Annotated in this window: 20 protein-coding genes; 7 read left to right on the top strand and 13 right to left on the bottom strand. The window is 72.8% G+C overall.

What is annotated here, in order from left to right:
• Positions 1-28 precede the first annotated feature (28 nt).
• Positions 29-1,045, top strand: a complete 1,017-nt coding sequence (locus AB0F52_RS33150; RefSeq protein ID WP_360179614.1) for an aldo/keto reductase — start codon at positions 29-31, stop codon at positions 1,043-1,045.
• 112 nt (positions 1,046-1,157) lie between these two features.
• Here AB0F52_RS33150 and AB0F52_RS33145 read toward each other — a convergent pair whose 3' ends face one another.
• Both AB0F52_RS33145 and AB0F52_RS33140 read right to left on the bottom strand, forming a co-directional pair.
• Complete coding sequence (locus tag AB0F52_RS33145; RefSeq protein ID WP_360179612.1) at positions 1,158-1,718, bottom strand: DinB family protein; 561 nt, start codon at positions 1,716-1,718, stop codon at positions 1,158-1,160.
• A 19-nt stretch (positions 1,719-1,737) separates the two neighbouring features.
• Positions 1,738-5,004 (bottom strand): glucodextranase DOMON-like domain-containing protein, encoded by a 3,267-nt coding sequence (locus tag AB0F52_RS33140; RefSeq protein WP_360179610.1) that lies wholly within the window; start codon positions 5,002-5,004, stop codon positions 1,738-1,740.
• Between the two features lie 123 nt (positions 5,005-5,127).
• On the opposite strand from AB0F52_RS33140, the gene AB0F52_RS33135 reads away from it, so the two are divergent.
• Positions 5,128-5,538 (top strand): ATP-binding protein, encoded by a 411-nt coding sequence (locus tag AB0F52_RS33135; protein WP_360179609.1) that lies wholly within the window; start codon positions 5,128-5,130, stop codon positions 5,536-5,538.
• 3 nt (positions 5,539-5,541) lie between these two features.
• On the opposite strand, the gene AB0F52_RS33130 is transcribed toward AB0F52_RS33135, so the two are convergent.
• The 6 genes from AB0F52_RS33130 to AB0F52_RS33105 form a co-directional block, all read right to left on the bottom strand.
• On the bottom strand, positions 5,542-6,273 hold the full coding sequence (locus AB0F52_RS33130; RefSeq protein ID WP_360179607.1) for a GAF and ANTAR domain-containing protein: 732 nt from the start codon (positions 6,271-6,273) through the stop codon (positions 5,542-5,544).
• 297 nt (positions 6,274-6,570) lie between these two features.
• Positions 6,571-6,873, bottom strand: a complete 303-nt coding sequence (locus AB0F52_RS33125; RefSeq protein ID WP_360179605.1) for an STAS domain-containing protein — start codon at positions 6,871-6,873, stop codon at positions 6,571-6,573.
• A complete protein-coding gene (locus AB0F52_RS33120) occupies positions 6,870-10,955 on the bottom strand; it encodes a SpoIIE family protein phosphatase (protein ID WP_360179603.1) in 4,086 nt (1,361 codons plus the stop codon). Before AB0F52_RS33120 ends, AB0F52_RS33125 begins: the two co-directional genes overlap by 4 nt.
• 64 nt (positions 10,956-11,019) lie before the next feature.
• On the bottom strand, positions 11,020-11,451 hold the full coding sequence (locus AB0F52_RS33115) for an ATP-binding protein (protein WP_360179601.1): 432 nt from the start codon (positions 11,449-11,451) through the stop codon (positions 11,020-11,022).
• Positions 11,448-13,031, bottom strand: coding sequence for a GAF domain-containing SpoIIE family protein phosphatase (locus AB0F52_RS33110; RefSeq protein ID WP_360179599.1), 1,584 nt, complete (start codon positions 13,029-13,031; stop codon positions 11,448-11,450). The genes AB0F52_RS33115 and AB0F52_RS33110 overlap by 4 nt, the downstream gene beginning before the upstream one ends.
• Positions 13,031-13,411: an STAS domain-containing protein gene (locus AB0F52_RS33105; RefSeq protein WP_360179597.1), complete on the bottom strand. Its 381-nt coding sequence runs from the start codon at positions 13,409-13,411 to the stop codon at positions 13,031-13,033. The genes AB0F52_RS33110 and AB0F52_RS33105 overlap by 1 nt, the downstream gene beginning before the upstream one ends.
• 166 nt (positions 13,412-13,577) lie before the next feature.
• Here AB0F52_RS33105 and AB0F52_RS33100 point away from each other — a divergent pair, with 166 nt between their 5' ends.
• The gene (locus tag AB0F52_RS33100) at positions 13,578-13,961 is read left to right on the top strand and encodes an STAS domain-containing protein (protein WP_360179595.1); all 384 of its coding nucleotides are present in this window, start codon (positions 13,578-13,580) and stop codon (positions 13,959-13,961) included.
• Positions 13,962-13,983: 22 nt separating this feature from the next.
• Here the strand turns inward: AB0F52_RS33100 and AB0F52_RS33095 are convergent, their stop codons facing one another.
• Positions 13,984-15,207, bottom strand: coding sequence for a GAF domain-containing SpoIIE family protein phosphatase (locus AB0F52_RS33095; protein ID WP_360179593.1), 1,224 nt, complete (start codon positions 15,205-15,207; stop codon positions 13,984-13,986).
• Between the two features lie 81 nt (positions 15,208-15,288).
• Between AB0F52_RS33095 and AB0F52_RS33090 the strand changes: the two genes are divergently transcribed.
• A complete protein-coding gene (locus AB0F52_RS33090) occupies positions 15,289-16,008 on the top strand; it encodes a histidine phosphatase family protein (RefSeq protein ID WP_360179591.1) in 720 nt (239 codons plus the stop codon).
• A complete protein-coding gene (locus AB0F52_RS33085; protein WP_360179589.1) occupies positions 15,986-16,855 on the top strand; it encodes an NAD(P)H-hydrate dehydratase in 870 nt (289 codons plus the stop codon). The genes AB0F52_RS33090 and AB0F52_RS33085 overlap by 23 nt, the downstream gene beginning before the upstream one ends.
• Before the next feature lie 149 nt (positions 16,856-17,004).
• On the opposite strand, the gene AB0F52_RS33080 is transcribed toward AB0F52_RS33085, so the two are convergent.
• From AB0F52_RS33080 to AB0F52_RS33065, 4 genes are read right to left on the bottom strand one after another with little or no spacing between them, the layout of a single operon-like run.
• The gene (locus tag AB0F52_RS33080) at positions 17,005-17,724 is read right to left on the bottom strand and encodes an SDR family oxidoreductase (protein ID WP_360179587.1); all 720 of its coding nucleotides are present in this window, start codon (positions 17,722-17,724) and stop codon (positions 17,005-17,007) included.
• Positions 17,721-18,581, bottom strand: coding sequence for an oxidoreductase (locus AB0F52_RS33075; RefSeq protein WP_360179585.1), 861 nt, complete (start codon positions 18,579-18,581; stop codon positions 17,721-17,723). The genes AB0F52_RS33080 and AB0F52_RS33075 overlap by 4 nt, the downstream gene beginning before the upstream one ends.
• Positions 18,582-18,625: 44 nt before the next feature.
• Positions 18,626-19,447: a helix-turn-helix transcriptional regulator gene (locus AB0F52_RS33070; RefSeq protein WP_360179583.1), complete on the bottom strand. Its 822-nt coding sequence runs from the start codon at positions 19,445-19,447 to the stop codon at positions 18,626-18,628.
• A 54-nt stretch (positions 19,448-19,501) separates the two neighbouring features.
• On the bottom strand, positions 19,502-21,073 hold the full coding sequence (locus AB0F52_RS33065; protein ID WP_360179581.1) for an alkaline phosphatase D family protein: 1,572 nt from the start codon (positions 21,071-21,073) through the stop codon (positions 19,502-19,504).
• 148 nt (positions 21,074-21,221) lie between these two features.
• On the opposite strand from AB0F52_RS33065, the gene AB0F52_RS33060 reads away from it, so the two are divergent.
• Both AB0F52_RS33060 and AB0F52_RS33055 read left to right on the top strand, forming a co-directional pair.
• Positions 21,222-23,483 carry a PHB depolymerase family esterase gene (locus AB0F52_RS33060; protein ID WP_360179579.1) on the top strand — a complete coding sequence of 754 codons (2,262 nt, stop codon included), beginning with the start codon at positions 21,222-21,224 and terminating at the stop codon, positions 23,481-23,483.
• Positions 23,484-23,546: 63 nt separating this feature from the next.
• Complete coding sequence (locus tag AB0F52_RS33055; RefSeq protein WP_285993115.1) at positions 23,547-23,759, top strand: hypothetical protein; 213 nt, start codon at positions 23,547-23,549, stop codon at positions 23,757-23,759.
• Positions 23,760-23,962: the final 203 nt, after the last annotated feature.

The raw sequence follows: 23,962 nt of genomic DNA, 5'->3' as shown, positions 1-23,962 counted from the left end.
ACCGCGCTCCGGGTTGCACGATCGGGGTATGACCGAACTGGACGACTACCGGCCGCTGGGCCGCTCCGGGCTGCGCGTGTCCCCGCTGGCGCTGGGCGCGATGACCTTCGGCACCGGCTCCTTCTGCGCCGATGACGACACCGCCCGCAAGATCTTCCGCGCCTACGTCGAGCGTGGCGGCAACTTCGTCGACACCGCGGACAACTACAGCGGCGGCCGCAGCGAGGAACTGGTCGGGGACTTCCTCCGCGACGTCGGCCGCGACGACGTCGTGCTCGCCACGAAGTACTCCGGGCCCGGCTTCAGCGGCGGGGCCCCGCACTCGGACCCGCGCCGCCGCAGCAACGGGCGCAAGAACATGATCGCCTCGCTGGAGGCGTCACTGCGGCGGCTGCGCGTCGACCACGTCGACCTGTACTGGCTGCACATCTGGGACGGCTTCACCCCGGCCGAAGAGGTGCTGGCGGCGTTCGGCGACCTCGTGCGCGCCGGGAAGATCCGGGCGGTCGGGCTCAGCGACGTCCCCGCGTGGTACGCGACGAAGGCCGCCATGCTCGGCGGGCCGCCGGTGACGGCGCTGCAGCTGGAGTACTCCCTGGTCGAGCGGGCGATCGAGGCCGAGTACGTGCCGTTGGCGGGCGAGTTCGGCATCGCGATCCAGCCGTGGGGCGCGATCGGCGGCGGCTTCCTCACCGGCAAGTACACCCGTGACGGCGCCGGCACCGGCCGGCTCGCGGGTCCGGACGCCGCCGCCTTCCGCTCCCTGCCCGAAACCCGCTGGGCGGTGCTGGACGCCGTTCGCGAGGTCGCGGCCGAAACCGGCGCCACCCCGGCTCAGGTGGCCCTGCGCTGGGTGACGAGCCGTCCGTCGATGCCCGCGCCGCTGATCGGCGCGCGGACACCGGAGCAGCTCGCCGAAACGCTCGGCGCGCTCGCCCTCGACGTCACCGAGGCCCAGCTGGACCGGCTGACCGAGGTGAGCGCGCCGCCGCTGCCGTTCCCGCACGGCATCCTGGCGCGCCTCAACGCGGGACTACCGCGCTGACCCGGCGCGCCAAAGGTCGCGAATGACTCATTCGAGACCTCCGAGGTCTCGAATGAGTCATTCGCGACCTCAGGGGGCCACGCGACACCGGGCCGGAAGTCCACAGTGGACGTCAGCGCGCGGCCTCGGCGGCCCGCTCGACCTCCGCGCGCCGGGTGGCCCAGAACTCCGCGTCGCGGTGGCCGTCGGTGGCGAGCGAGCCGTCGAGCTGCTCACGCAGGATGTCGGCGTGCCCGGCGTGGCGGTTGGTCTCGGTGAGCACGTGGACCAGGACGTTGAACAGCAGCACGTCCGGGCGCGGCCACCAGGGCACGTGCCCCGGCGCGTCGATGGCGAGCTCGGTGATCGTCGCGTCGGAGTGGGCCCACACCCGCCGGTAGCGGTCGACGATCTCCGCGCGCGTTTCGTGCTCGGTCGCCCACATGTCCGTGCCGCGCGCCTCGCGGTCGTCCCACCGGGGCATCGGCTCGGGGAACGGCCGCCCGAAGATGTCGCCGAAGTACCTCGCTTCGGTCAGCGTCAGGTGCTTGACGAAACCGAGCAGGTTGGTGCCGGTGGCGGTCAGGGGACGGCGGATGTCGTACTCGCCGAGCCCATCGAGTTTGCCGACCATCTCTTCGCGGATCTCGCGCAGGTCACCGTGCAGGTACTGCTTCGCGAATTCGTCGATCATGCGTCCAGGGTGCCAGAACTCAGCCCACGGGCACCGCACGCACGGCGACCGGCCCGCGGGCCGGATCCAGCTCGAGCTTCTGGTCCACTCCGGACGGGGTCAGCACGTCGACCGCCTTGGGCGCGGTCGCCGGGTCCGCGGTGCAGACCGGGGCCGTCCCGCCGGCCGCGCAGAGGCCGAACGTGTACTGGCCCGCCGTCGGCGTGAACGGCCGGGCCTGGTCGGGGGAGTTGCCGTCCTGCCCGGTGAGCACCACGGCGAACGTCCAGCCCGGTCCCGGCGTCCCGAAGGCCGCCTTCGCCACGCTGACCGTGATGTACCGCGTCGCCTGCGAAGCCTGCACGGACGGCGTTGCCAGCGAAGCACCCGAAGCGTCGACGAGCGCCGGCTCGGCGAAGCCCTGGACCTCGATGCGCCGGCTCCACGCGTCCTGCGGCGAGATCGTGTACGCCCGGCTCGGGAACGGCGCCGCGGTCGAGGTCGCCGTCGCGGCCGGGTCGTGCCCGTAGATCGTCAGCAGCTGGGCGCCCAGCGGCGAGCCGAACGTCGGCGACAGGTCACGCACCTGCGCCCGGAAGACCAGGGTGGTGCCGGAATCGATGACCTGGAACCGCTGCAGGTCGAACGCGCCCGCGTGGAAGTCGCCCGCCGTCGGGTACGTGTAGGTGCCCGGGCCGGTGTCGTCGCCGTCCGGGTCCGTGGTGTCCAGCAGGACGGTGCCGGTGACGAAGTCCGAGCTGATCGTCTTCTGCGCGTACCCGGTTCCCGCGCCGGCCGCGGCCGCCGTGACGACGTTCGCGCCGAGCGGCGTCGGCACCGTGGCGCGGAACGTCCCCGCCGCCGAAGCCCGGGTCGACAGCACCGAAGTCGTCCCCGCGTCGGTGGCCGAAACGGCGAGGTCGACGCGGCTGCCGGCCGGCGCGGTGCCGGTGACCTGGGCGGTCGCGGTGGACACCGACGCGGGCGCGTCGAGGGTGACAGCCAAAGCAGGTGGCGCGTGGACGTACCGCGAACGGACGTCGGCGGGCTGCTCGGGCAGGCGTCCGTCGTCGAGGGCCCTGGCCAGCCGCACGGACTGCGACTGCGCCCAGCTCAGCGGCGCCACCGAGCCCACGGACTGCCCCGGCGTGAAGCCGATCGACGCCGTCTTCGGGTCCGCGCCGTACGGCGACGCGGGCAGCGCCGGGTTTTCCCAGATCTGCTCGGGGATCAGGCCGGTGCCGCCGGTCTGGGCCCGCATCGCGCGCAGCAGCGCTGCCGCGCCCGCGCGGTCGCCGGTCTGCACGGCCTGCTCGCCGCGTTCGCCGGCGAGCACCGGCCACAGGTGCCCGGACCCGGTGTTCGTCGACGGCCAAGGAGCGCCGGTGGGGGCGCAGTTCGTCGGATCCGGTTCGTAGCAGTCGCCGTAGCCGTCCTCGCTGCCCGGCGTCGACGTGCCGTAGCGGTACCAGCCCGGCCCGGCCGGGGTGTCCCGTTTGATCACGCGGTCGACGACGCCGAGCGACGCGGCGACGTCCGGGTCGTTCGCGGGCAGCACGCCCAGGCGCGTCAGCTCGAGGAACCCGGCGTCGACGACCGCGCGCTGGTCGGCGTCGACCGAGCCGTTGCCGAGGTTGTAGTTCCACTCCGAGTCCGGGTCGCCGTTCTTCGTCAGCCGCAGGAAGTACCGGCCGCCGTAGGGCCCGTTCCGCGTCACCGTCCAGCCCTTGATGCTGCGCTGGAAGTGGTCGGCGGTGGCGCGGTAGACGTTCGCGCGCGCACTGTCGCCGTTGCGGTCGGCGAGCACGCCCGCGGCGACCAGACCGGCGATCTCGGCGGCGATCGTCGAGGGGGAGTAGCCGCCCTGCTCTTCCCAGCGTTCCGAGCCGAACGCGGGCCCGTGCGCGACGACGAAGTCGGCGGCGGCACGGATGTGGTCGGTGTAGAGCGTGCGGTCGCGGTCGAGCCCGGCCTGCAAGGCCATCAGGATCGGGTACGCGCTCTCGTCGAGCTGGTCACCGCCGGAGTCGGGGGCCTTCTTGCCGTTGAGCAGCGAGTTGCGGGGAAACCGGCCGTCCGGTTGCTGTTGCCGCGCGAACAGCCAGCGGACGCTCGCCCGCGCCGTCTCGCGGTCGCCGGCGGAGAGCAGGCCGGAGAAGCTTTCGTAGAGGTCGCGCGCGAAGATCTCCCGGTAGGAACCGAAGTAGACCGGCTTCCCACCGGGCGCCTCACCCGCGGACACCGCTTGACCCCACGGGCTGCCCAGCGAAGCGACGACCGCGCCCGGAAAGGTCTTGTCCTCACTGGCCTTCAGCACGTTGACCGACTGGTAGTAAGCGTCGGAGTCCTTGCCCCGCACCGGGATCAGCCCGTTGTCGTAGTCACGCCATTCGCGCGCGTACTGGCGGTAGCTCTGCTCGAACGGCGTGCGCAGGCTCGCCCCGGCCGTGGCGACGGCGGCGCGCGCATCGGCGCCGAAGCCGAGCGCCAGCACCGCCGGGCGGCGCGGCTGGAGGTCCAGCTGCGCGGTCTGCACGACGTTGCCGTTCACCGCCGACGGGGTCGTGCCGGTGAGCCGGTGGTCGCGGTCCAGCTGGGCCAGGCCGTCGCCCGCGGTGCCGGCGAAGCCGCTGCCGGTGGCCAGGAACCGGCGGTCGGCGCGCAGCGCGGCGGCCAGCGGGGTGCCGTAGTCGCGGGCCGGCGCGCTGGACACGGTGTTCGCGTCGGCGCTGACCAGCGCGGACGTCGCCGGGTCGACCGTGGCGGTGTCGCCGCCGCCGTTGGCCGGGCCGCCGCCGCCATTGCCGTTGACGCTCGCGTCGAACCGCACGTAGACCTTCAGGTCCCGCCCGGAGTCCCGCAGCGGCTCCAGCCGGGTGCGGATGAGCACGCCGGTCCGGGCCGGGTCCGCCAGGTACTCGGTGACCAGCCGGTACCGCCCGCTGCGCGGGGTCGACGTCACCTCGCACGCCATCCCGCCCGCGCTCGTGCGGACCGTGTAGGTCATGTCGCGGGCCTGCAGGTCGGTGAAGCTGCGCCCGTCGGTGACGGCGAACTGCAGCGTTTCGACGTTCGTGTTGTCGATCACCGGCGCGTAGACGTCGGAGAGGACGCCGCCCGCCACGGTGAACCACGCCTTGCTCGCCGTGTTCCGCGCGGTGCCCAGGCAGTCCTTGCGGGCCAGGCCGAAGTGCGAGACGGCACCCGGTCCGGGCGCCGCGGTGGCCGCGGCCGTGGTGGGTACAGCGGGCAGGAGGGTCGCGGCCAGCACCGCGCACAGCACCACGGACGACGTCGACCGAATCATCCGCCCATCCGACCACGGCCGCCCGGGCGCGCACCAGGTCCGAACGGCGCCAGGGCGGCTTTACCGGTGATTGAGAATCCGAACCGGTGGGTAGCAAACCTGAAATCCCCCGAGGAGGTGAACGTGGAAGAGCTGGAATCGGACGGATGGCGGTACCGCGGCACGATTTCGCCACGGACGTTGCCGAGCCTGCGCCGGCACCTGGTCTCGTGGTTGCGGCGGCGCGCCGGCGACGAGGTCGGGCGGCAGGCCGACGACGTCGTGCTGGCCTGCTGGGAAGCGATGGCCAACGTGCTCGGCCACGCTTACCACGGCCGGCCGGGGCTGATCGACGTCCGGGCCCGGATCGACCAGGACGTGCTGATCGTCACCGTCGCCGACCAGGGCCGCTGGGAGTCGGTGGCGGAGCGGGCGGACGGTGGCCGCGGGCTGCGCCTGATCCAGGCCCTGGTCGACGGGCTCGACCTCCGCTCGACCGACGGCGGCACCGTCATCACGCTCACCTGGCCGTTCCCGGCCCGCCGCAGCGCCTGAGGTTCAGGGCGATTTGGTCGAGGACAGGCCTTCGACGAACCGGGTCGCGATGTCCCGGAGCTTCACGTTGGTCCGCTGCGACTCCGTGACCAGCCGCTTCATGGCATCGTCGGCACTGATCCGGTGCACGGCCATCAGGATGCCTTTGGCCTGCTCGATCACCGCCCGCGACCGCATGGCCGCCTCGAGGTCGGCGGTGCGCTGCCGGGCGTGGTGGTAGCGCCGCGTGGTGCGCAGCCCGAACGAGACGACCGTGGTGTAGAGCTGCAGCAGCCGCGAATCGGTCTCCGCGAAGCCGTGGGCACCGTAGCCGAAGAGGTTGAGCGCCCCGGAGAGGCGTTCGTCGACGCGCAGCGGCGCGGCGAGGTAGCTGCCGACCCCGAGTTCCTGGGCACGTCCGGTGAATTCCGGCCACGCCGTCCCGGCCGTGGCGAGCGGCACCCGGACGATCTCGCCGGTCTCCGCGGCCTGCAGGCAGGGACCCGCGCCCGCCGCGTACTGGGCCCGGTCGATCTCGACGGCACGCTCGTCCGTGCTGGCCGCCGTCGTCGGCTCGCCGTCCCGGATCGCGGTGATGCTGGCCATGTCGGCGCCCGGGATGGCCCGGAGGGCTTCGGCGCAGACGGCGTCGAGGATTTCCGCTTCGGCCGGTTCGGTCTCCAGGGCGCCCGTCAGGTCCGCCATCGCGGCGGTCAGCTCGTCGAGGTGCTCGGGCAGGATCGGTTCACCGGTCATTGGCGTCATCTCCGTCCCGGACGGCGGCGGCTCGTGCCGAACCGCTGCTGCTTCAACGGAACGGCAAAACCTTACTCGCGCCCGCCGCGCCTTCCGCAACAACGCCCGCGCAACAACACTGTCGCGACCACACCGTCGCGACACCCGGGTCCGGGAGGGGGCGGTGGCTCCGGGCCGGCGCTCGCTGCTGAACGTCGTGGGTGGGGCGCCGGAGCCACCTGGCGACGGACGGCAGCACAATCCACCCCACCCGCCGTCGCTGCGGCTTGCTTACCCCATGCGCCGGAAGTCAACCGTTCAGCGGATCATGACCTTCACTACCTGGGCGAGCCCGGACACGCGCAGTACGCGGTCGAGCAGCCGCGGCGCGACCAGCCGCAGGTCGTGTTCGGCGGCCCGGTCGAACAGCACCGCGACGCCGGCGCTGTCGAGGTAGGACACTCCGGTGAGGTCCACGGTGACGGCGGCACCCGCCGCCAGTTCGCCGTCCAGCGCCGCGCCGAACTCCGCGGCGTTGCTCATGTCGATCTCCCCCGTGACGGACAGGACCGAGTCCCCGTCGTCGCCCGGGCCGCTGACCAGCGTGAGTGCCGTCGTCACGAACCGATCCTCCATTCCAGCGTGACGGTGGTCCCGGTGGCGTCGTACCGGAAGGTGACCGCGTCGGCCAGCGCTTCCATCATCGGCACGCCGCGCCCGCGCAGCACGTGGTTGTCCGGCGGCGGCTGCTTCCAGTGGCCCCGGTCGGTCACCGTGACGACCAGGTGGGCGCCGGTGAGCCGGGCCGAGAGGTGCGCGGTCGCGCCGGTGCCGTCGAGGTAGGCGTGCTCGACGGAGTTGGCGCAGGCTTCGCCGGCCGCGACGAGCACGTCCTGGGCGAGGTCCGGCTCGAGGGCCGCGTTCTCCAGCCAGGCGCGCAGCCACTGGCGGGTCGAGGCGAGGTGGTCCGGGTGCGCGGCGAACGCGAAGTCCAGCGGGGGAATGGACCGGCGGTAGAGCAGCAGCGCGACGTCGTCCTCGTAGCCTTCGGCCGGGCGGAGCCGGACCATCAGGGCGGTCGCCAGCTCGCCGAGCTCGGCGTCCCTCGTGTCGTGGGCGACCATGGTGGCCCGGCCCATGCCCTCGTCGAGCGACTCGCGGCGGCGCTCGACCAGCCCGTCGGTGTAGAGCATCAGCAGCGACCCGATCGGCACGACCGCGGTGGCTTCCGGGCGCGACCCGGTGACCCCGACGGCCAGCGGCAGGCTGCCGCCCTCGTCGAGGAACTCCGCCGTGCCGTCGCGGTGCACGAGGGTGGCGGGCGGGTGCCCGGCGCTGCTGTAGGTGAGCGTGCCGGTGGCCGGGTCGAGCACCCCGCAGAAGACGGTGGTGCACAGGGCACCCGGCAGCCGCCCGGCGAAGCGGTCGAGGGCGCTGAGCGTGTGCGCCGGGCTGCTGGCTTCCAGCAGGAGCGCGCGGCAGGCGCTGCGGAGCTGGCCCATCACCGCGGCCGCGGCGAGTCCCCGGCCGACGCAGTCGCCGACGACGATGCCGATCCGGTCGCCGGCCAGCGGGACGACGTCGTACCAGTCGCCGCCGACCTCCAGGGGCGGGTTCGCCGGCTCGTAGCGCACCGCGAAGCCGTCGGGGAGCCGGGCGGGCCCGAGGATCGAGCGCTGCAGCGCGAGGGCGACCTCCCGCTGCCGGTCGTCGCGGTGGGCGCGGCGCAGGGCGTGCGCGAGCGTCCCGGCCAGCAGCGCCAGCAGCGTCCGGTCTTCGGTGCCGAGCGGGCGCCCCGGCGCGGGCTCGACCCACAGCGTCAGCCGGCCGCCGGGGTGGTCGACGGTGGTGCCCGCGCCGCTGTCGGCCGGGGTCGCGTGCAACGCCGGGAGCGAGCGGAGGTGGTCCAGGGTCGAGCGCAGCGGCGCGGCGAGGCCCGCCCAGGTCCGGTCGGCGGGATCGGTGGACGCGAGCTCCGGCTCGTCGTCCCGCGGCCAGGTCACCGCGAGGACGCGCCGGGCGTCCCACAGCTCGCGCAGCAGCTCCAGCGCGGCGCGGAGCACCTCCGGCGCCCCGCTGATCCCGGCGAGGCGCTGGTTCATCGAGGCGAGCGTGCTTTCGCGCTGGACCGCGTAGCGCTCGGCCGTGACGTCGCGGATCGTGCCGACCAGCCGGCGGCGGCCCTCGTCGTCCTGCAGCTGGTTGTAGGCGACCGCGACCCACAACCGGTGCCCGTCCCGGTGCCGCATCGGCAGCACGAAGCTGCCGCCCGGCTCGTCCCACGCGCCGCCGAAGGCGGCCGCGACCTCGTGGTGGGCGGCGGGTTCGGCCTCCCGGTCGGGCCACCACGCGAACGGCGGGGTGTAGGGCAGCCCGCCGGGGCCGAAGCCGAGCAGTTCGGTGAACGCCGCGTTGATCTCCACGACCCGGCCGTCGGCGTCGCAGACGAAGAAGCCCTCCTGCAGCGAGTCGATCATCGCCGCGCGCCACCGGGCGTGCTGCGTGCGCAGCCTCGCCAGCTGCACGGTCGTGCGGACGCGGGCGAGCAGCTCCCGCGCCGAAAACGGCTTCACGAGGTAGTCGTCGGCCCCGGCGGCCAGGCCGTCGACGGCGGCTTCCTGACCGGCCCTGGCCGAGAGCAGCAGGACGGGCACGGCGGCGGTGCGCGGGTCGTCCCGCAGCTCGGCGAGCAGGCCGAGGCCGTCCAGCCGCGGCATCATGACGTCGCTGATGATCAGCTCGGGCGGCTCGGCGCAGGCGGCGGCGAACGCCTCGACGCCGTCGCGCACCGCGGTCACCGCGTAGTCGTCGCGCAGCAGCCGGACGAGGTAGTCGCGCATGTCGGCGTTGTCGTCGGCGACCAGCACGCGGGCGCCCAGGTGCTGGTCGCCGACGGCCGCCGGGTCGATGGCCCGGTCACCGTCGGGCAGCCAGCGCAGGGCTTCCTGCACGTACGGTTCCGCCGAGTCCGCGGTGAGCTGACCGGTCGTGGCCTCCTCGACGACGTGCTCGGCGGGCAGGTGCCGGGTGCCCAGCGGCACCCGGACCCGGAACGTCGTCCCGGCGCCCGGCGTGCTCTCCACGGTGACACTGCCGCCGTGCATGCCGGCGAGCTCGCGCACCAGCGCCAGGCCGATGCCGCTGCCCTCGTTCGACCGCGCCCGCGCCGACGGGATCCGGTGGAACCGCTCGAACAGGCGCGGCAGCTCGGCGGCGTCGATCCCGATCCCGGTGTCGGACACCGCGATCACGGCGTGCCCGGCTTCGACGGCGCTCGTCACCCGGATCGCGCCGTCGAAGGTGAACTTGACCGCGTTGGACAGCAGGTTGAAGACGACCTTCTCCCACATCCCGCGATCGACGTACACCGGCTCGTCCGACGGGCGGCAGTCGACGTCGAACGCCAGCCCGGCCCGCTCGACGGCGGCGCGGAAGACGCTCGCCAGCTCCGCGGTGAACGTCCCGAGGTCCACCGGTTCGAAGCTCGCCTGCATCCGGCCGGCTTCGATCCGGGAGAAGTCGAGCAGGTTGTTCACCAGCCGCCCCAGCCGCAACGCGTTGCGCTGGATGACCTCGACCTCCTCGCGCACCCGCTCGCCCGCGCCGGCCAGCGCCTCCCGCAGCTCGGCGGCGGGGCCCAGGATCAGCGTCAGCGGGGTCCGGAACTCGTGGCTGATGTTGGCGAAGAACGTGGTCTTCGCCGCGTCCAGTGCGGCCAGCTCCTCGGCGCGCCGCTGCTGGACCTGGTAGGCGATCGCGCCGTTGACCAGCGCCGTCGTCTGCTGGGCGACCAGCCCGAGGAACGTCCGGTAGGTCTCGTCGAGCGCGCGCCCGGCGCTCGCCGCCAGCACGATCACCCCGGTGGCGGCATCACCGGCGTCGCCGCGCAGCGGCAGCACCATCGCCTCGGTGGGCGGCGTCGACCAGCCGCCCGCGGGCAGCTCGCCGAACACCCCGTCCGACACCGTCCGCGCGACCCCGTCGGCGAGCACGTCCTTCAGCGGCCACGCGGTCTCGTCACCCGCGCCGGCCCCGCCGGGGGTGACGGCCGCGAGCGCCAGCTCGCCCTCGGTCCCGCGGATGTGGATCGCGGCGTAGGGGACGTCGGCCGCCGCCCGCCCCAGCACGCCGGCGACCAGCTCGCAGGCCTCGTCCACGGTGCGGGCGACCCCGGCCTGGGCGCCGAGTTCGCGCAGCGTCGCCAGCCGGCGGGCGCCGATCACGCGCTCGGTCGTGTCCGAGACCGCGGTGAACACCGCCCGGACGGCGCCGCGGTCGTCGTGCACCGGGCTGTAGGAGTACGTCCAGTAGGTCTCTTCCCAGTAGCCGTGCCGGTTCATCGGCAGCAGCAGGTCCTCCGACCAGGTCGCCTCGCCGGTGGTCATCACGCTGTCCAGCATCGGCCCGATGATGTGCCAGATCTCGGCCCAGACCTCGGAGCCCGGCTTGTCCAGTGCGGGGTGCTTCGTGCCCAGCAGCGGCAGGTACGCGTCGTTGTAGAGGAACCGCAGCTCCGGGCCCCACCAGACGATCATGGGGAAGCGGGAGGTGAGGCAGATGCGGACCGCCGTCGTAAGGCTGGCCGGCCAGTCCCGCGGCGGCCCGAGCGGGGACGACGTCCAGTCGAACTCCCGCATCCGGGCGGCCATCCGGCTGCCCCCCGGAAACACGGCGCGGTGGCCGGCCTCTTCCCCGACGCTCATCACACTCCAGGTTCACGCGGCCCCGGACGAGCCTACTCGACCGGTTTCCCCGCCGCCGGGTGTGTCAATCGGTCAGCCAGGTCATGGTGACCGTGGTGCCGTCGTCGCGGTGCACCTGCGCGCTGTGGTCGGCGAGGGTGTCGATGAGCGGCAGGCCGCGGCCCCGCAGCCCGTTCGAGGCCGCCGGCGGCCGCCAGGTGCCGTAGTCGGTGACCGTCACGGTCAGCCGCCCGGGCTGTGCTTCGGCCCGGACGTCGACCGGTCCGGCCTGCCCGCGCGGGTAGGCGTGTTCGGCCGAGTTGGCCATCGCTTCGTACCCGGCGAGCACGATGTCCTCCCGGCGTTCGAGGCTCAAGCGCACGTCGAACCGGCCCAGCGTGGCCAGCCACCGGGCCAGGGCCGCGCGCAGGTCCGGCAGCCGTTCGGCGATCGCGGCCGTGCGCCGGTGGAACGAGACCGGGGGAGCGGGTGCGTCCGGTGGGAGGGGGTCCGTCATGGCGTGTCCTCTCCGCGGTGGCGCACGTGGATCACGGCGATGTCGTCGTCGTGCCGTCCACGCGTCAGTTCGTCGACCAGCTTGTCCCACGCCGTTTCCAGGTCGGCCGCGGTCAGCAGTCCCGGGATACCCGCCAGCAGCCATTCGATGCCCAGGGTGAGGTCTCGGGTGCGGCTCTCGACCAGCCCGTCGGTGTAGAGCACCAGCTCCGCGCCCACCGGGAAGCCCGCGGTGCGCTGCGGGAAGACCGAGCCGACGCCCAGCGGCTGCGCCAGCGCCTCGCCGATCTGCTCGAGCGGTTCGCCCGGGCGGATCAGGATCGCGGGCAGGTGACCGGCGTTCGCGTAGGCGAGCGTCCCGGCGGAGGGCTCGTGGACCGCGTAGAAGCAGGTCACGAAGCTTTCGCCGAACAGGCCGGCGGTCAGCTCGGAGACGTTGCGCAGCACCTCCGACGGCGGCAGTTCCAGCAGGGCGTAGCTGCGGATGGCCGTGCGGACCTGGCCCATCACCGTCGCGGCGGTGACGCCGTGGCCGACGACGTCGCCGATCACGAACGCGGTGGCGCCCGAGGGCAGCCGGATCACGTCGAACCAGTCGCCGCCGACCTTGCTCCCGGTCGCCGCGGGCAGGTACCGGGTGAGCACGTCGAGGCCCGGGGTGGGCGGGGCCACCGGCAGCATGCTGCGGGACAGTTCCGTGGCCAGGGTGCGCTCGCGTTCGTAGAGCCGGGCGTTGTCCAGCGCGATGGCCGCGTAGGCGGCGATGCCTTCGGCCAGGTACTCGTGCCGGGCGGTGAACCGGTCGCGTCCGGGGTGGCCGAAGAAGAACCCGCCCAGCACCTCGCCGGAGGTCGGGCTGATCGCCGAGACGGCCAGGTAGCTGCACACCGGCAGGTGCCCTTCGGGCATCCCGTGGTGCGGCGCGTTCTTCCCGAACCGGGGGTCCTGCGTGATGTCGGGGCTGCGCACGGTGCCGGTGCCGTCGAAGGTCGGCGCGAACACGGCGGTGTTGCGCGGCATCGGGAACCGGGAGAAGGCCTCGCGGGGCACGCCCGAGATCGTGTACAGCGTGTACGACTCGCCGAGTTCGTCGATCAGGTTGTAGAAGAACGCGCCGAAGCCGGCTCCGGTCGCTTTCGTGGCCGCGTCGGTCGCGTCCTGGACGATCCGGTCGATGTCGAGGTGCGCGGTCAGTTCGCGGCCCGTGGAGTGCAGCGCGTCGAGGACCGCGGCTTCGCTCCGCAGCCGCCGGACGGTGGCGGCCAGGCCCGCGGTGGCGGCCTCGATGGCGGTGGCGACGGCCCGGAGGCCTTCGCCGATCTCCTCAGTGGTGTAGACCAACGCGCCGTGCTCGCCGTCGCCGGCCGCGACGGCGATCGCGTGGGTGATCTCGGTGCCCGGCACCAGGTCCGCGAGGACCGGGCGATCGGTCACCGCCAGCGCGACGTGGTCGCCGAGCACCGCGCGCACCTCGGCCGGGCCGAGCGCGCGGACCGCGGTGGCCGCCGGAGCGCCGTCGCGGCCGACGAAGGCCCCGCGCACGGCGTCCAGGATCGTGTCGAATTCCGGGGCGGACGTCATCAGGGCGCCAGTGCTTCCGGCAGCGACGGGTAGATGGCGAGTTCGTCGACCAGCCGGGTCAGTTCCAGCGGGCGCAGCGTGATCCGGCCGGTCGCCACCACCCGCAGCGGTGCTGACGAGGTGGGCCCGCGGTGCGCCCGGACGAGTTCGGCCATGCCCGCCGAGGCCAGGAACGTGACGCCGGTCAGGTCGATGACGAGCAGCGGCGGCCCCAGCCGTGCCGCCCGTTCGGCCAACCGGCGCAGTTTCGGTGCGAGTGCGAGGTCGAGAGCGCCGTCGACGCGCAGGACCACTGCGCCGTCGAGGTTCTCCAGTGCGACCGATCCCGCTGAACTGGCGGCGTCGTCGAGTGAGTCCCCGGTCACGTCCCGTTCGCCCATGGCGACATCCTGCCTGTTCGGGGCCCCGACCGGAAGCGGAGGGGTGCTGACACGGCGGTGTGCCGCCCGGGCAGGCATGATTGACCGTGGTTGAGCAGACAGCCTTCGTGAACACGCACGCCCACCGGTTGCCGGGGGCGTTGCCGAAGGCGAGGAGACAAACGCCATGACCGAGCACACCCACTTCGAAAGCTCGGCCACCGCTGTGCCGTTCGGGGAATTCCGGATCGCCCGGACGGAGCAGGGAGAAGCGGTCGTCGTCGAGGTTGCCGGGGACGTGGACACCACCACCGCACCGGCCCTGGTGCAGGCCGCGGACGAAGCGCTGGCAGAGCAACCGCCGGTGCTGGTCGTCGACCTGAGCCGGGTCGAGTTCCTCGCATCACCCGGCCTGACCGCCTTGCTGACCATCCACCGCAACGCCGGGACCGGCACCGCGGTGCGGATCGTCGCGTCCGGCCGGGCCACCCTGCGCCCGATCCAGCTGACCGGGCTCGAGGAGAGCCTGTCGCTCTTCCCGACCCGGGAAGCGGCGCTGAGCGGGTCCTGACCCGGAGCGTCCCGGCCCCGCCTCAGGCGCCGGCCGGGACGTCAAGGCGCCGGATGGCCAGCACGGCGACGTCGTCCTGGGCCGGCCGGCTGCCGATCATCGCGGCCATGACCTGCGCGCAGACCCATTCGGGGTCCCCGGCGCGCACGGTCTGCGCCAGCTGCGCCATCCCGACGTCCACCGGGCGGTCCCGGCGCTCGACCAGCCCGTCGGTGTAGAACACCAGCACGCCGTCGGACGGCAGTTCGACGACGGTGGTGCGCCGCTCGGGCACGCCGATGGTCAGCCCGATCGGGGGATCCGGGGGCGAGTCCACCAGCCGGGCCGCCTCGCCCGGCAGGGCGAGCACCGGGGGCAGGTGCCCGGCGAGGGACAGCGTCAGCGCCTCGCGGTCCGGGCCGATGATCCCGTAGGCCACCGTGGCCATCGCCCCGTGCTCGAAGTGGTTGGCCTTGCGGTCGAGCTTGGCGAGCACCTCGGCGGGGCTTTCGCAGTCGAGGGCGTAGGCCCGCAGGGCGCTGCGCAGCCGCCCCATGATCACGGCCGCTTCGAGGCCGTGCCCGGAGACGTCGCCCATCACGACGCCGAGCCGGTCGCCCGGCAGGGAGAACAGGTCGTACCAGTCACCGCCGAGCCCGGTCTCCGCACCGGGCACGTACCGGGCGCCGAAGGCCAGGCCCGCCACCTCGGGCAGGCTGCTGGGCAGCAGGCTGCGCTGCAGCGCCATGGTGGCGGTGCGGTTCTCCTCCAGCGCCTCCACCTGCACGGCCATCGCCAGGCGGTCGGCGAGCAGCTGCATGGTGGTCACTTCGGACTCACCGAACTGCCGGAGCGTCACGGAACCGATGTGCAGCACGCCGACGAGCTCGCCGCCGGCGATCATCGGCACGCCGAGCATGGAGTGCAGCCCGCGCTCCCACAGCAGGGAGTTCACGACGGTCGTTTCGTCGACGTGGTCGAGGATGACCGGCGCCCGTTCGAGCGCGACCCGGCCGGCGAACCCGCGGCCCACCGGCACCCGCACGCCCTGGTGGACCTCCTCCTCGATCCCGGCCGCCGCGAAGGCCACCAGCTGCCGGCCGCTGGGCTGGTACCGCAGCACGGTCGCGGTGTCGACCGCCATGACCTCGCGCAGCCGCTGCAGGGTTTCGGCGAGCATCTCGGCCAGCCCCAGGTGGGTGGCCGAGGCACCGATGATCGCCTCCAGCTGCTGCAGCCGGTTCTGGGCGTCGAGGCTTCGCGACATGGCACGACCCTAGCCGCAACTCCTTTGCGGGCCTAACCATCCCGGGTTTCGACGGCGGGTCTCCCGGGGTACCAGGCCGTCGTGAACGTCGACTTGGACTGGGTGGGTGTGCTGCGGCACGGCCAGAGCACCGGGAACGTGGCCAGGGAAGAGGCGGAGTCGGCCGGCGCGGACGTGATCGACATCGCCGAACGCGACGCCGACGTGCCGCTGACGGATCTGGGGCGGGAGCAGGCTTCGGCGGCGGGGAAGTTCCTCGCGGAGCAACCGCCGGACGTCGTCATCACCTCGACTTACCGCCGTGCCTGGGACACCGCCCGGCTGGCCGCCCCCGAAGGGGTGACGATCATCCCGGACGAACGGCTGCGCGACCGCGAGCTCGGCGTGCTGGACCTGCTGACTTCGCACGGCGTCAGTGAGCGGTGGCCCGACGAGCTGCGGCGCAAGCGGCGGCTCGGCAAGTTCTACTACCGGCCGCCGGGTGGCGAGTCCTGGGCGGACGTCGTGCTGCGGCTGCGGTCCCTGCTCACCGAGCTGAGCGTGGACCACGCCGGAAAGCGCGTTCTGCTGGCCGCCCACGAGATGACCGTCTTCGCCCTGCGCTACCTGCTCGAAGGGCTGCCGGAGCCCGACCTGCTGCGCGCCGCCGACGCGACCGAGGTCCCGAACGGCTCGGTGACGGCCTGGGAGCGCGACTCCGACGGCGGGTTCACGATGGTCCTGGCCCAGGAAGTCGGGCACCTGCACGAGACCGACACCCCGCCGACGGCGGACGACGATGCCGCGCAGCAGCTCTCCTGACCCGGCGCCGATCAGCCCGGCCCTGCTGCGGGACTGGCGGATCGGCCCGGACGACCGCGGGACCGTGCTCGTCGTGGGCGGCGCCCGGACCGTGCCCGGCGCGCCGGCGCTGTCCGGCACCGCCGCCCTGCGCGCCGGGGCGGGCACGCTGCAGCTGGCGGTCGCCGAACGGCACGCGACGGCGATCGGTGTCTCGGTGCCCGAGTCGTCGGTGTTCGGGCTGCCGGAGACCGGCACCGGGGCGATCGCCGCCGAGGCCGTCGACCGGCTGGCCGAGGTGCTCCCCGACGCCGGCACCGTCGTGGTCGGCCCCGGCCTCACCGGCGTCTCGGAGACCGAAGAGCTGCTGCGCGGCTTGGTCCCGGCCATCGCCCCGGACGCGAAGGTGGTGCTCGACGCGTTCGCGCTGGGGGCGCTGAGCCGGGACCCTTCGCTCGCCGAACCATTGGCGGGCCGGCTCCTCCTCACCCCGAACCGGGTCGAAGCCGCTTTCCTCGACGGCTGCGAGGAAAAGGACGTCGACGACCTCGAAACGGCAGTGCGGATCGCCGGTCGCTACGGCGGCGTGGTGCTGCTCATGGGCGTGGTCGCCTCGCCGGACGGCCGGGTTTGGCGCGACGGCAGCGGCCACGTCGGGCTGGCGACGTCCGGCAGCGGCGACGTGCTGGCCGGGCTGACCGGCGGCTTCCTCGCCCGCGGCGGCGCCGTGGACCAGGCCGCCTGCTGGGCGACGCACGTCCACGCCGTGGCCGGCCAGCGCCTGATCCCGGACACCGGGACCACCGGCCTGCTGGCGCGCGAACTCGTGGCGGAGATCCCGCGGGTCATCGCCGAGCTGGAGCGCTGAGCCGTGTCGACCCGCCAATCACGCGTGTCGACCTCCTGATCACGCGTGTCGGCCCCGCAACCACGCCGAGCCCCTCCGGACGCCGTGCCGGAAGGGCCGACACGCGTGATTGAAGGGACGACACGCGTGATTCGGCGGACGACACGGCGTCACCGCTGGGCGGTGGGCCGCACGATGATCTCGTTGACGTCCACGCCCTCCGGCTGCCCGATCGCGTACGAGACCGCCCCGGCGATGGCGTCCGCCGGGAGCGTCACCGCGCGGTAGGTCCGCATCGCCTCCCGCGCGCCGGGCTCGGTGATGGTGTCGGCCAGTTCGGATTCGGTGACGCCGGGGGAGACCGTCGTCACGCGGAGGCCGGGGCCGGCCTCCAGGCGCAGGCCCTCGGTGATCGCCCGGGCCGCGTACTTGGTGCCGCAGTAGACCGCGGCCGTCGGCACGACCTCGTGCGCGCCGGTGGAGGCGATCGTCACGAAGTGCCCGCCGCCCTGCCGCCGGAAGTGCGGCAGCGCGGCCGCGATCCCGTGCAGCAGGCCGCGGATGTTGACATCGATCATCCGGTCCCACTCGCCGACGTGCAGCGAGTCCAAACGCGACAACGGCATCACGCCCGCGTTGGCGACGAAGACGTCGAGCCGCCCGTGCGCCTCGACGGCGGCGTCGGCGAACGCGGCGACGTCCGCGCGGTCGGTGACGTCGAGGCGGTGCACGTCGGCGGTGCCGCCCGTGTCGTGGATTTCCTTCGCCAGCTCGGTCAGCCGGTCTTCGCGCCGGGCGCCGAGCACGACGTGGTGACCTTCGCGGGCCAGGCGCAGGGCGGTGGCGCGGCCGATGCCGCTGCTGGCTCCGGTGATCAGGACGGTTTTCACGGGGTTCCTTCCGGGAAGTCGGCGGCGAGGGTGGTTTCGCGCCAGGTGTCGAAGGTGGTGCGGAGGGTGTCGAGCCGGGTCGTGGCGATGTCGTAGGCGGCCCGGCCGAGCAGCAGGCGCAGCGGCGGTTCGTCGCTGCCGACGGCGGTGAGGATCGCTTCGGCCGCGCGGGCCGGGTCGCCCGGCTGCCGCCCGTACGTCGCGAGCGTCGCCTCCCGGCGGGCGCCCGCGGTCTCGGCGTAGTCGTCGATGCGGATCGCCGACTCCCGCATCGAAGGACCGGACCAATTGGTGCGGAACGCGGCAGGCTCCACGATGGTCACCTTGATGCCCAGCGGCGCCACCTCCGCGGCCAGCGACTCCGACAAGCCTTCCACGGCGAACTTCGTCGCGTGGTAGTAGCCGGTGGCGCCGAACGCGGCCAGGCCGCCGAGGGACGACACGGTGACGATGTGGCCGCTGCGGCGCGCCCGCATGCCCGGCAGGACCGCGCGGGTGACGTCGGCGAGGCCGAAGACGTTGGTGTCGAACAGGTTCCGGATCTCGGCGTCCTCGCCTTCCTCGACCGCGGCGAGGTAGCCGTAGCCGGCGTTGCCGACCAGGACGTCGATCCGGCCGAACGCCGCTTCCGCTCGCTCGACGGCGGCGACGACCTGGGCGTGGTCGGTGACGTCGAGTGGCAGGGGCAGTGCGCGGTCGCCGTGTGCCTCGGCGAGATCGGCGACGCGCGCCGGATCGCGGGCCGTGACGACCGCGCGCATCCCGCGCTCGAGCACGGCTTCGGCCAGTGCGCGGCCGAGGCCGGTGGAACAGCCGGTGATGAACCAGACGGGGTTTTCGGGCGAGTTTTCGGGCATGACGAACTACTCCGTCCACAATGGAGGATTGGGGTAAGGTGATTTCAGGAGGCGGCGAGACTGCCCAGCAGGGCCAGTGCCGCTTCCGACGGGCTGCCCGGCTCGGCTTGGTAGACGATCAGCTGCTGGCCCGGGGCGCTGTTGACGGTCAGCGCCTCGTAGCTCAGTTCCAGCTCGCCGACCAGCCGGTGCCGGAACCGCTTGGTCTCGTGGGTCTTCTGCCGGATGTCGTGGCGCGCCCACAGCCGGCGGAAGTCCGCGCTCTTGACCGACAGCTCGCCGACGGTGTCGATGAGCTGCGGGTCGTCGGGGTCGATCCCGGCGGCCGCCCGCAGGCCGCCGACCGTGTTGACGGCCACGCGCTCCCAGTCCGGGTAGAACTCGCGGGCGTCCGGGTCGAGGAACACGAGCCGGATCAGGTCGCCGCTGTGGGCGTGCCCGGCGAACAACGCCTGGCCCAGCGCGTTGTGCGCCAGCACGTCGAGACAGCGGCCGAGCACGAGCGCGGGCGTGTCCGGCCAGCCGTCCATCAGGCGCAGCAGGTTCGGGCTGACCCGTTCCGGCCGCCGGGCCCGCCGCCGGCGTCCGGGCGCCGGCTGGGCGAGCCGGTGCAGGTGGGCCGAGGCGTCCTCGTCCAGGGCCAGCCCGCGGGCCAGCGCGTCGACGACCTGCGCCGACGGGTTCCGCTCCCGGCCCTGTTCCAGCCGGACGTAGTAGTCGGTGCTGACCCCGGCCAGCAGCGCCACCTCCTCGCGGCGCAGGCCCGCCACCCGGCGTGACCCGCCCGGAGGCAGGCCGAGCTCTTCCGGCCCCACCTGTTCACGGCGGGCCCGGAGGAACTCCCCGAGGGTGTTGTCCTTGACCATGCTTCGAGGCTAACCCGGAATCACTGCACCAGGGTGGTCGTGCCACACCCACCCTCAGACCAGCCGGACCGGCTCCTCGTCGGCGTCCGGCCGCAGCAGCGTCGCCGTGGCCGTGCGCCCGTCGACGTCCAAGGTCATCACCGCGTTGCCGAAGTGCGGCCCGGACACGCAGTGCCACGACAGTGGCGCGGGCCGGACCCCGGTGCGGCGCGCCAGCCCCTCGCTCACCCTGGTCAGCGCCCGCGACCAGCCGGCCCGGAACAGCCGGTTCATGTACCACGGCACGGTGTTGTGCACCGGCGAGCAGGTCAGCTGGTGGACCGGTGCCGCGGTGCCGCCGGGGAACTCGGCGCGGGCCACGTAGGCGTGGTGCACGTCGCCGGAAAGCACGCTGACCGACGCCGGTCCGTCGTCGGCGACCCGGGCGATGAGCTTCGCCAGCTGCTCGAACGACGTGCGGAAGGCCGGCCAGTGCTCGAGGTCCACCAGCTGCCGGATGAACTCGCTGACCCGACCGACCAGCCCGGGCCGGGCGCAGAGCCGCTCGTTGACCGACTGGGCGGCCGACAGCGCGGTGGGCAGCAGCCACGGCAGCGACGTGCCGATCAGCAGGTGGTCGAATTCGCCGGTCGCCTGCTCCTCGATCCAGCCGAACTCTTCGTCGCCGATCATCGAACGGCGGCCGCCCTCGAGGATCCGCCCGGCCCGCGAGTCGATCACCAGCAGCCGGACCGGGCCGAAGTCGCGCCGGTAGGACCACCGGGTGCCCTTGGCGCCGTCGGCCTCCCGGTCGGCCCGGTCGGCGAACTCGCGCAGCAGCTCGGCGTTGTCCTCGCCCGACTTGCGCACCCGCTGGTAGAGCTCGTCTTCGGCCAGCTCGTGCGGGCCCAGGTTGCCGAGGTGCTGGTAGACCCAGTACGAGACCAGCGCGCCGCGGATCCGCTCCGGCCACCAGGACGTCCGGGCCATCTTCGCGCGCCAGGCCTGCGAGGTGTTCCAGTCGTCGCGCACGTCGTGGTCGTCGAAGATCATCGACGTCGGCACGGTCGAGAGCAGCCAGCGGACCGCCGGATCGCACCAGGCCTCGGAGTACAGGTGGCAGTACTCCTCGAAGTCGGCGACCTCGTCGCCGGGCGGCTTCTTGGTATCACGCCGGGTGGCGAGCCACTCCTGCGTCGCTTCGGTGGTCTCGTCGGCGTAGACCTGATCGCCCAGCAACAGCAGCGATTCCGGCCACTCGTCCTCGTCGAGGGCGGCCATCCGGTGGGCGTAGGCGGCGAGCGCGTCCGGGCCCAGCGCGTCCTGCTCCCGCGGCTTGCGGCAGGACCCGAACACCAGCCGGAACCGCGGGTCGCCGGGCCGCAGCGTCCGGATGCGGCTCGGCGGCAGGTCACCGTCCGGTTCCGGCCAGACGACGTCGCCGTCGAGCCGCACTTCGTACGGCGTGCTGCGCCCGGGTTCGAGCCCGGTGAGCACGACCAGCGCGTAGTGGTGGCCGGCGACCTCGAACGTGCGGGCGGCGGCGTCGCCGACACCGACTTCGCAGGAGGCGCCGGTCTCGACCCAGATCGTCGCCGAAGTGGCGTCGACGTGCCGCAGCAGCGGGCCCAGCAGCAGCTCGGTCATCCCGGAAGCCTGCCAGAACTCCGCCGGGGCGGCCGATCGGTGACTCACTCGAAAGTTCCCGAAAGGTTTCGATAATCGTTGACCGGCCGGGCGGCGGGACGAACCATCGTCCCAGCTGCGTTCCCGCCCCCGGAAAGGATTTCCTCGAGTGCGAAGACTCCTCACCGCCCTTTCCGCCGCCGTGCTGGCGATCGCCGCGGCGATCGTGCTGGTCGTGGCGGCGCAGCCGGCGTCCGCGGCCACGTTGACCAGGGTCACCGACTTCGGCAGCAATCCCAGCAACCTCAACATGTACACCTACGTCCCGGACCACGTGGCGGCCCGCCCGGCGCTGCTGGTGGCCGTCCACTACTGCACCGGCTCGGCGTCGGCGATCTACAACGGCTACGCCCGCGACTACGTCACCGCGGCCGACCAGTACGGGTACGTCATCGTGTTCCCGGAAGCCACCCGCAGCGGGCAGTGCTTCGACGTCTCCTCGCCGCAGGCCCTCACCCGTGGCGGCGGCAGCGACCCCGTCGGCATCCTGTCGATGGTCAACTGGGCGAAGCAGCGCTACAACGTCGACTCCTCCCGCGTGTACGTCACCGGCTTCTCCTCGGGCGCGATGATGACGAACGTGCTCGCCGCGGAGTACCCGGACGTGTTCGCCGCCGGCTCGGCGTTCATGGGCGTGCCCGCCGGCTGTTTCGCGACCACCGACGGGTCGAGCTGGAACAGCCAGTGCGCCAACGGGCAGCTCACGAAGTCCCCGCAGCAGTGGGGTGATCAGGCCCGGCAGATGAGCGGCGGGCGCACCGGCCCGTACCCGCGGATGCAGTTGTGGCACGGCACGGCGGACGACACCCTGCGCTACCCGAACTTCGGGGAGGAGATCAAGCAGTGGACGAACCTGCAGGGGATCGGCCAGACGCCGTCGTCGAGTGATTCCCCCCAGTCGGGCTGGACGCGCACCCGGTACGGCGCCACCGGCACGCAGGCACCGGTCGAGGGCATCAGCGTCCAGGGTGCCGGGCACTCGCTGCCGCAGAACGGGATGGTTCAGTACGCGATCGCGTTCCTGGGCTTGAACAGCGGTTCGACCACGACCACCACGCCGACCACGCCGACCACGCCGACCACCACGACGTCTTCGACGCCGCCCGCGGGCAGCACGCTCGGCGGCGCGGCGGCCCGGACCGGGCGCTACTTCGGCACGGCGGTCTCGGCGAGCAAGCTGTCGGACAGCGTGTACACCGGCATCCTGAGCCGCGAGTTCTCCATGATCACGCCGGAGAACGAGCTGAAGATCGACGCGACCGAGCCTTCGCAGGGGCAGTTCTCGTACGCCAACGCGGATCGGATCGTCAGCCAGGCGACCGGCCAGGGCGCCCGGCTGCGCGGGCACACGCTGGCCTGGTACTCGCAGCAGCCCGGCTGGATGCAGGGCATGGAGGGCTCGGCGTTGCGCCAGGCGATCCTGAACCACATCACCCAGGTCGCGTCCCACTACCGCGGCAAGATCTACGCGTGGGACGTGGTGAACGAGGCGTTCGCCGACGGCGGTTCGGGCGCCCGGCGTGATTCGAACCTGCAGCGCACGGGCGACGACTGGATCGAGGCGGCGTTCCGCGCGGCGCGGGCGGCCGACCCGGACGCGAAGCTGTGTTACAACGACTACAACACCGACGACTGGAACCAGGCGAAGACCCAGGCCGTGTACCGCATGGTCCAGGACTTCAAGTCCCGCGGCGTGCCGATCGACTGTGTGGGCTTCCAGTCACACTTCAACCCGAACAGCCCGGTGCCGTCGAACTACCGGACGACGCTGCAGAACTTCGCCGACCTCGGGGTGGACGTCCAGATCACCGAGCTGGACGTCGAAGGCTCGGGGACGGCGCAGGCGAACAACTTCGGCACCGTCACTTCGGCGTGCATGGCGGTCGCGCGCTGCACCGGGATGACGGTGTGGGGCATCCGCGACACGGATTCGTGGCGGGCGTCGGCAACACCGTTGCTGTTCGACGGCAACGGCCAGAAGAAGGCGGCCTACACGGCGGTGCTCGAGGCGTTGAACGCCGGCGCACCCCCGGACGGCGGCACGACCACCACGACTCCCACCACCCCGACCACCCCGACCACCTCGACTACTCCGGCACCTGGTGGCTGTTCGGCCGCTTACGTCAAGACGGCGGAGTGGAACGTCGGCTTCAACGGCCAGGTGACGGTGTCGGGGTCGAACAACTGGGTGCTCACGGTGACGTTCCACGCACCCCAGAAGGTGATCGGCAGCTGGAACTACACGGGAACGTGGGACAGCACGGGCTACGTGCTGACGGCGAGGCCCAACGGAAGCGGCAACGTCATCGGCTTCACCGTCCAGCACGGCGGCAACCTGACCGACCCGACCGTGACCTGCGCGAGTCCATAGTGGTCGTCATCACAGGGCCGAGGTGCTGCGAAAACTGTCGGTGGTGACGGATAGCCTCAGCACATGAAAACGGACGACGCGACAGTCCCGGCGCACCAGCTCACCAAGGGCCAGTGGTTCTGGCACGAGCCGGCGCCGGGGCTGCCCGCGTGGCAGCTGCAGGTGAACTCGGCGGAGTTGCGGGAGGACTCCGTCGAGATCTTCACCACCGATGATGAGCGAGAGCTGGTTTCGTACCCGAGGAACAGGCTGATCCGCCTGGCCGAGGCGGCTTGAGAGGGGCTCGAGGGAGGTCGCTGGGGACACAAACCCGCCGGCACGCCTGGTAGGCGAGCCGGCGGGTGTTCGGTCGGCTGGCGCTGGCCGGGTCAGTCGGCCTGGGGGTGTTCGGTCGGCTGGCGCTGGCCGGGTCAGTCGGCCTGGGGGTGTTCGGTCGGCTGGCGCTGGCCGGGTCAGTCGGCCTGGGGGTGTTCGGTCGT

This window comes from Amycolatopsis sp. NPDC024027 (assembly GCF_040638975.1).
Taxonomy (GTDB): domain Bacteria; phylum Actinomycetota; class Actinomycetes; order Mycobacteriales; family Pseudonocardiaceae; genus Amycolatopsis.
This window is presented reverse-complemented; position numbering and strand designations above follow the sequence as displayed.

Bases quoted from the DNA above. Each gene is read 5' to 3' on its own strand.
- AB0F52_RS33150 (WP_360179614.1), top strand. From the start codon at position 29: ATGACCGAACTGGACGACTACCGGCCGCTGGGCCGCTCCGGGCTGCGC.
- AB0F52_RS33145 (WP_360179612.1), bottom strand. From the start codon at position 1,718: ATGATCGACGAATTCGCGAAGCAGTACCTGCACGGTGACCTGCGCGAG.
- AB0F52_RS33140 (WP_360179610.1), bottom strand. From the start codon at position 5,004: ATGATTCGGTCGACGTCGTCCGTGGTGCTGTGCGCGGTGCTGGCCGCG.
- AB0F52_RS33130 (WP_360179607.1), bottom strand. From the start codon at position 6,273: ATGACCGGTGAACCGATCCTGCCCGAGCACCTCGACGAGCTGACCGCC.
- AB0F52_RS33120 (WP_360179603.1), bottom strand. From the start codon at position 10,955: ATGAGCGTCGGGGAAGAGGCCGGCCACCGCGCCGTGTTTCCGGGGGGC.
- AB0F52_RS33115 (WP_360179601.1), bottom strand. From the start codon at position 11,451: ATGACGGACCCCCTCCCACCGGACGCACCCGCTCCCCCGGTCTCGTTC.
- AB0F52_RS33110 (WP_360179599.1), bottom strand. From the start codon at position 13,031: ATGACGTCCGCCCCGGAATTCGACACGATCCTGGACGCCGTGCGCGGG.
- AB0F52_RS33105 (WP_360179597.1), bottom strand. From the start codon at position 13,411: ATGGGCGAACGGGACGTGACCGGGGACTCACTCGACGACGCCGCCAGT.
- AB0F52_RS33100 (WP_360179595.1), top strand. From the start codon at position 13,578: ATGACCGAGCACACCCACTTCGAAAGCTCGGCCACCGCTGTGCCGTTC.
- AB0F52_RS33095 (WP_360179593.1), bottom strand. From the start codon at position 15,207: ATGTCGCGAAGCCTCGACGCCCAGAACCGGCTGCAGCAGCTGGAGGCG.
- AB0F52_RS33085 (WP_360179589.1), top strand. From the start codon at position 15,986: ATGCCGCGCAGCAGCTCTCCTGACCCGGCGCCGATCAGCCCGGCCCTG.
- AB0F52_RS33075 (WP_360179585.1), bottom strand. From the start codon at position 18,581: ATGCCCGAAAACTCGCCCGAAAACCCCGTCTGGTTCATCACCGGCTGT.
- AB0F52_RS33070 (WP_360179583.1), bottom strand. From the start codon at position 19,447: ATGGTCAAGGACAACACCCTCGGGGAGTTCCTCCGGGCCCGCCGTGAA.
- AB0F52_RS33065 (WP_360179581.1), bottom strand. From the start codon at position 21,073: ATGACCGAGCTGCTGCTGGGCCCGCTGCTGCGGCACGTCGACGCCACT.
- AB0F52_RS33055 (WP_285993115.1), top strand. From the start codon at position 23,547: ATGAAAACGGACGACGCGACAGTCCCGGCGCACCAGCTCACCAAGGGC.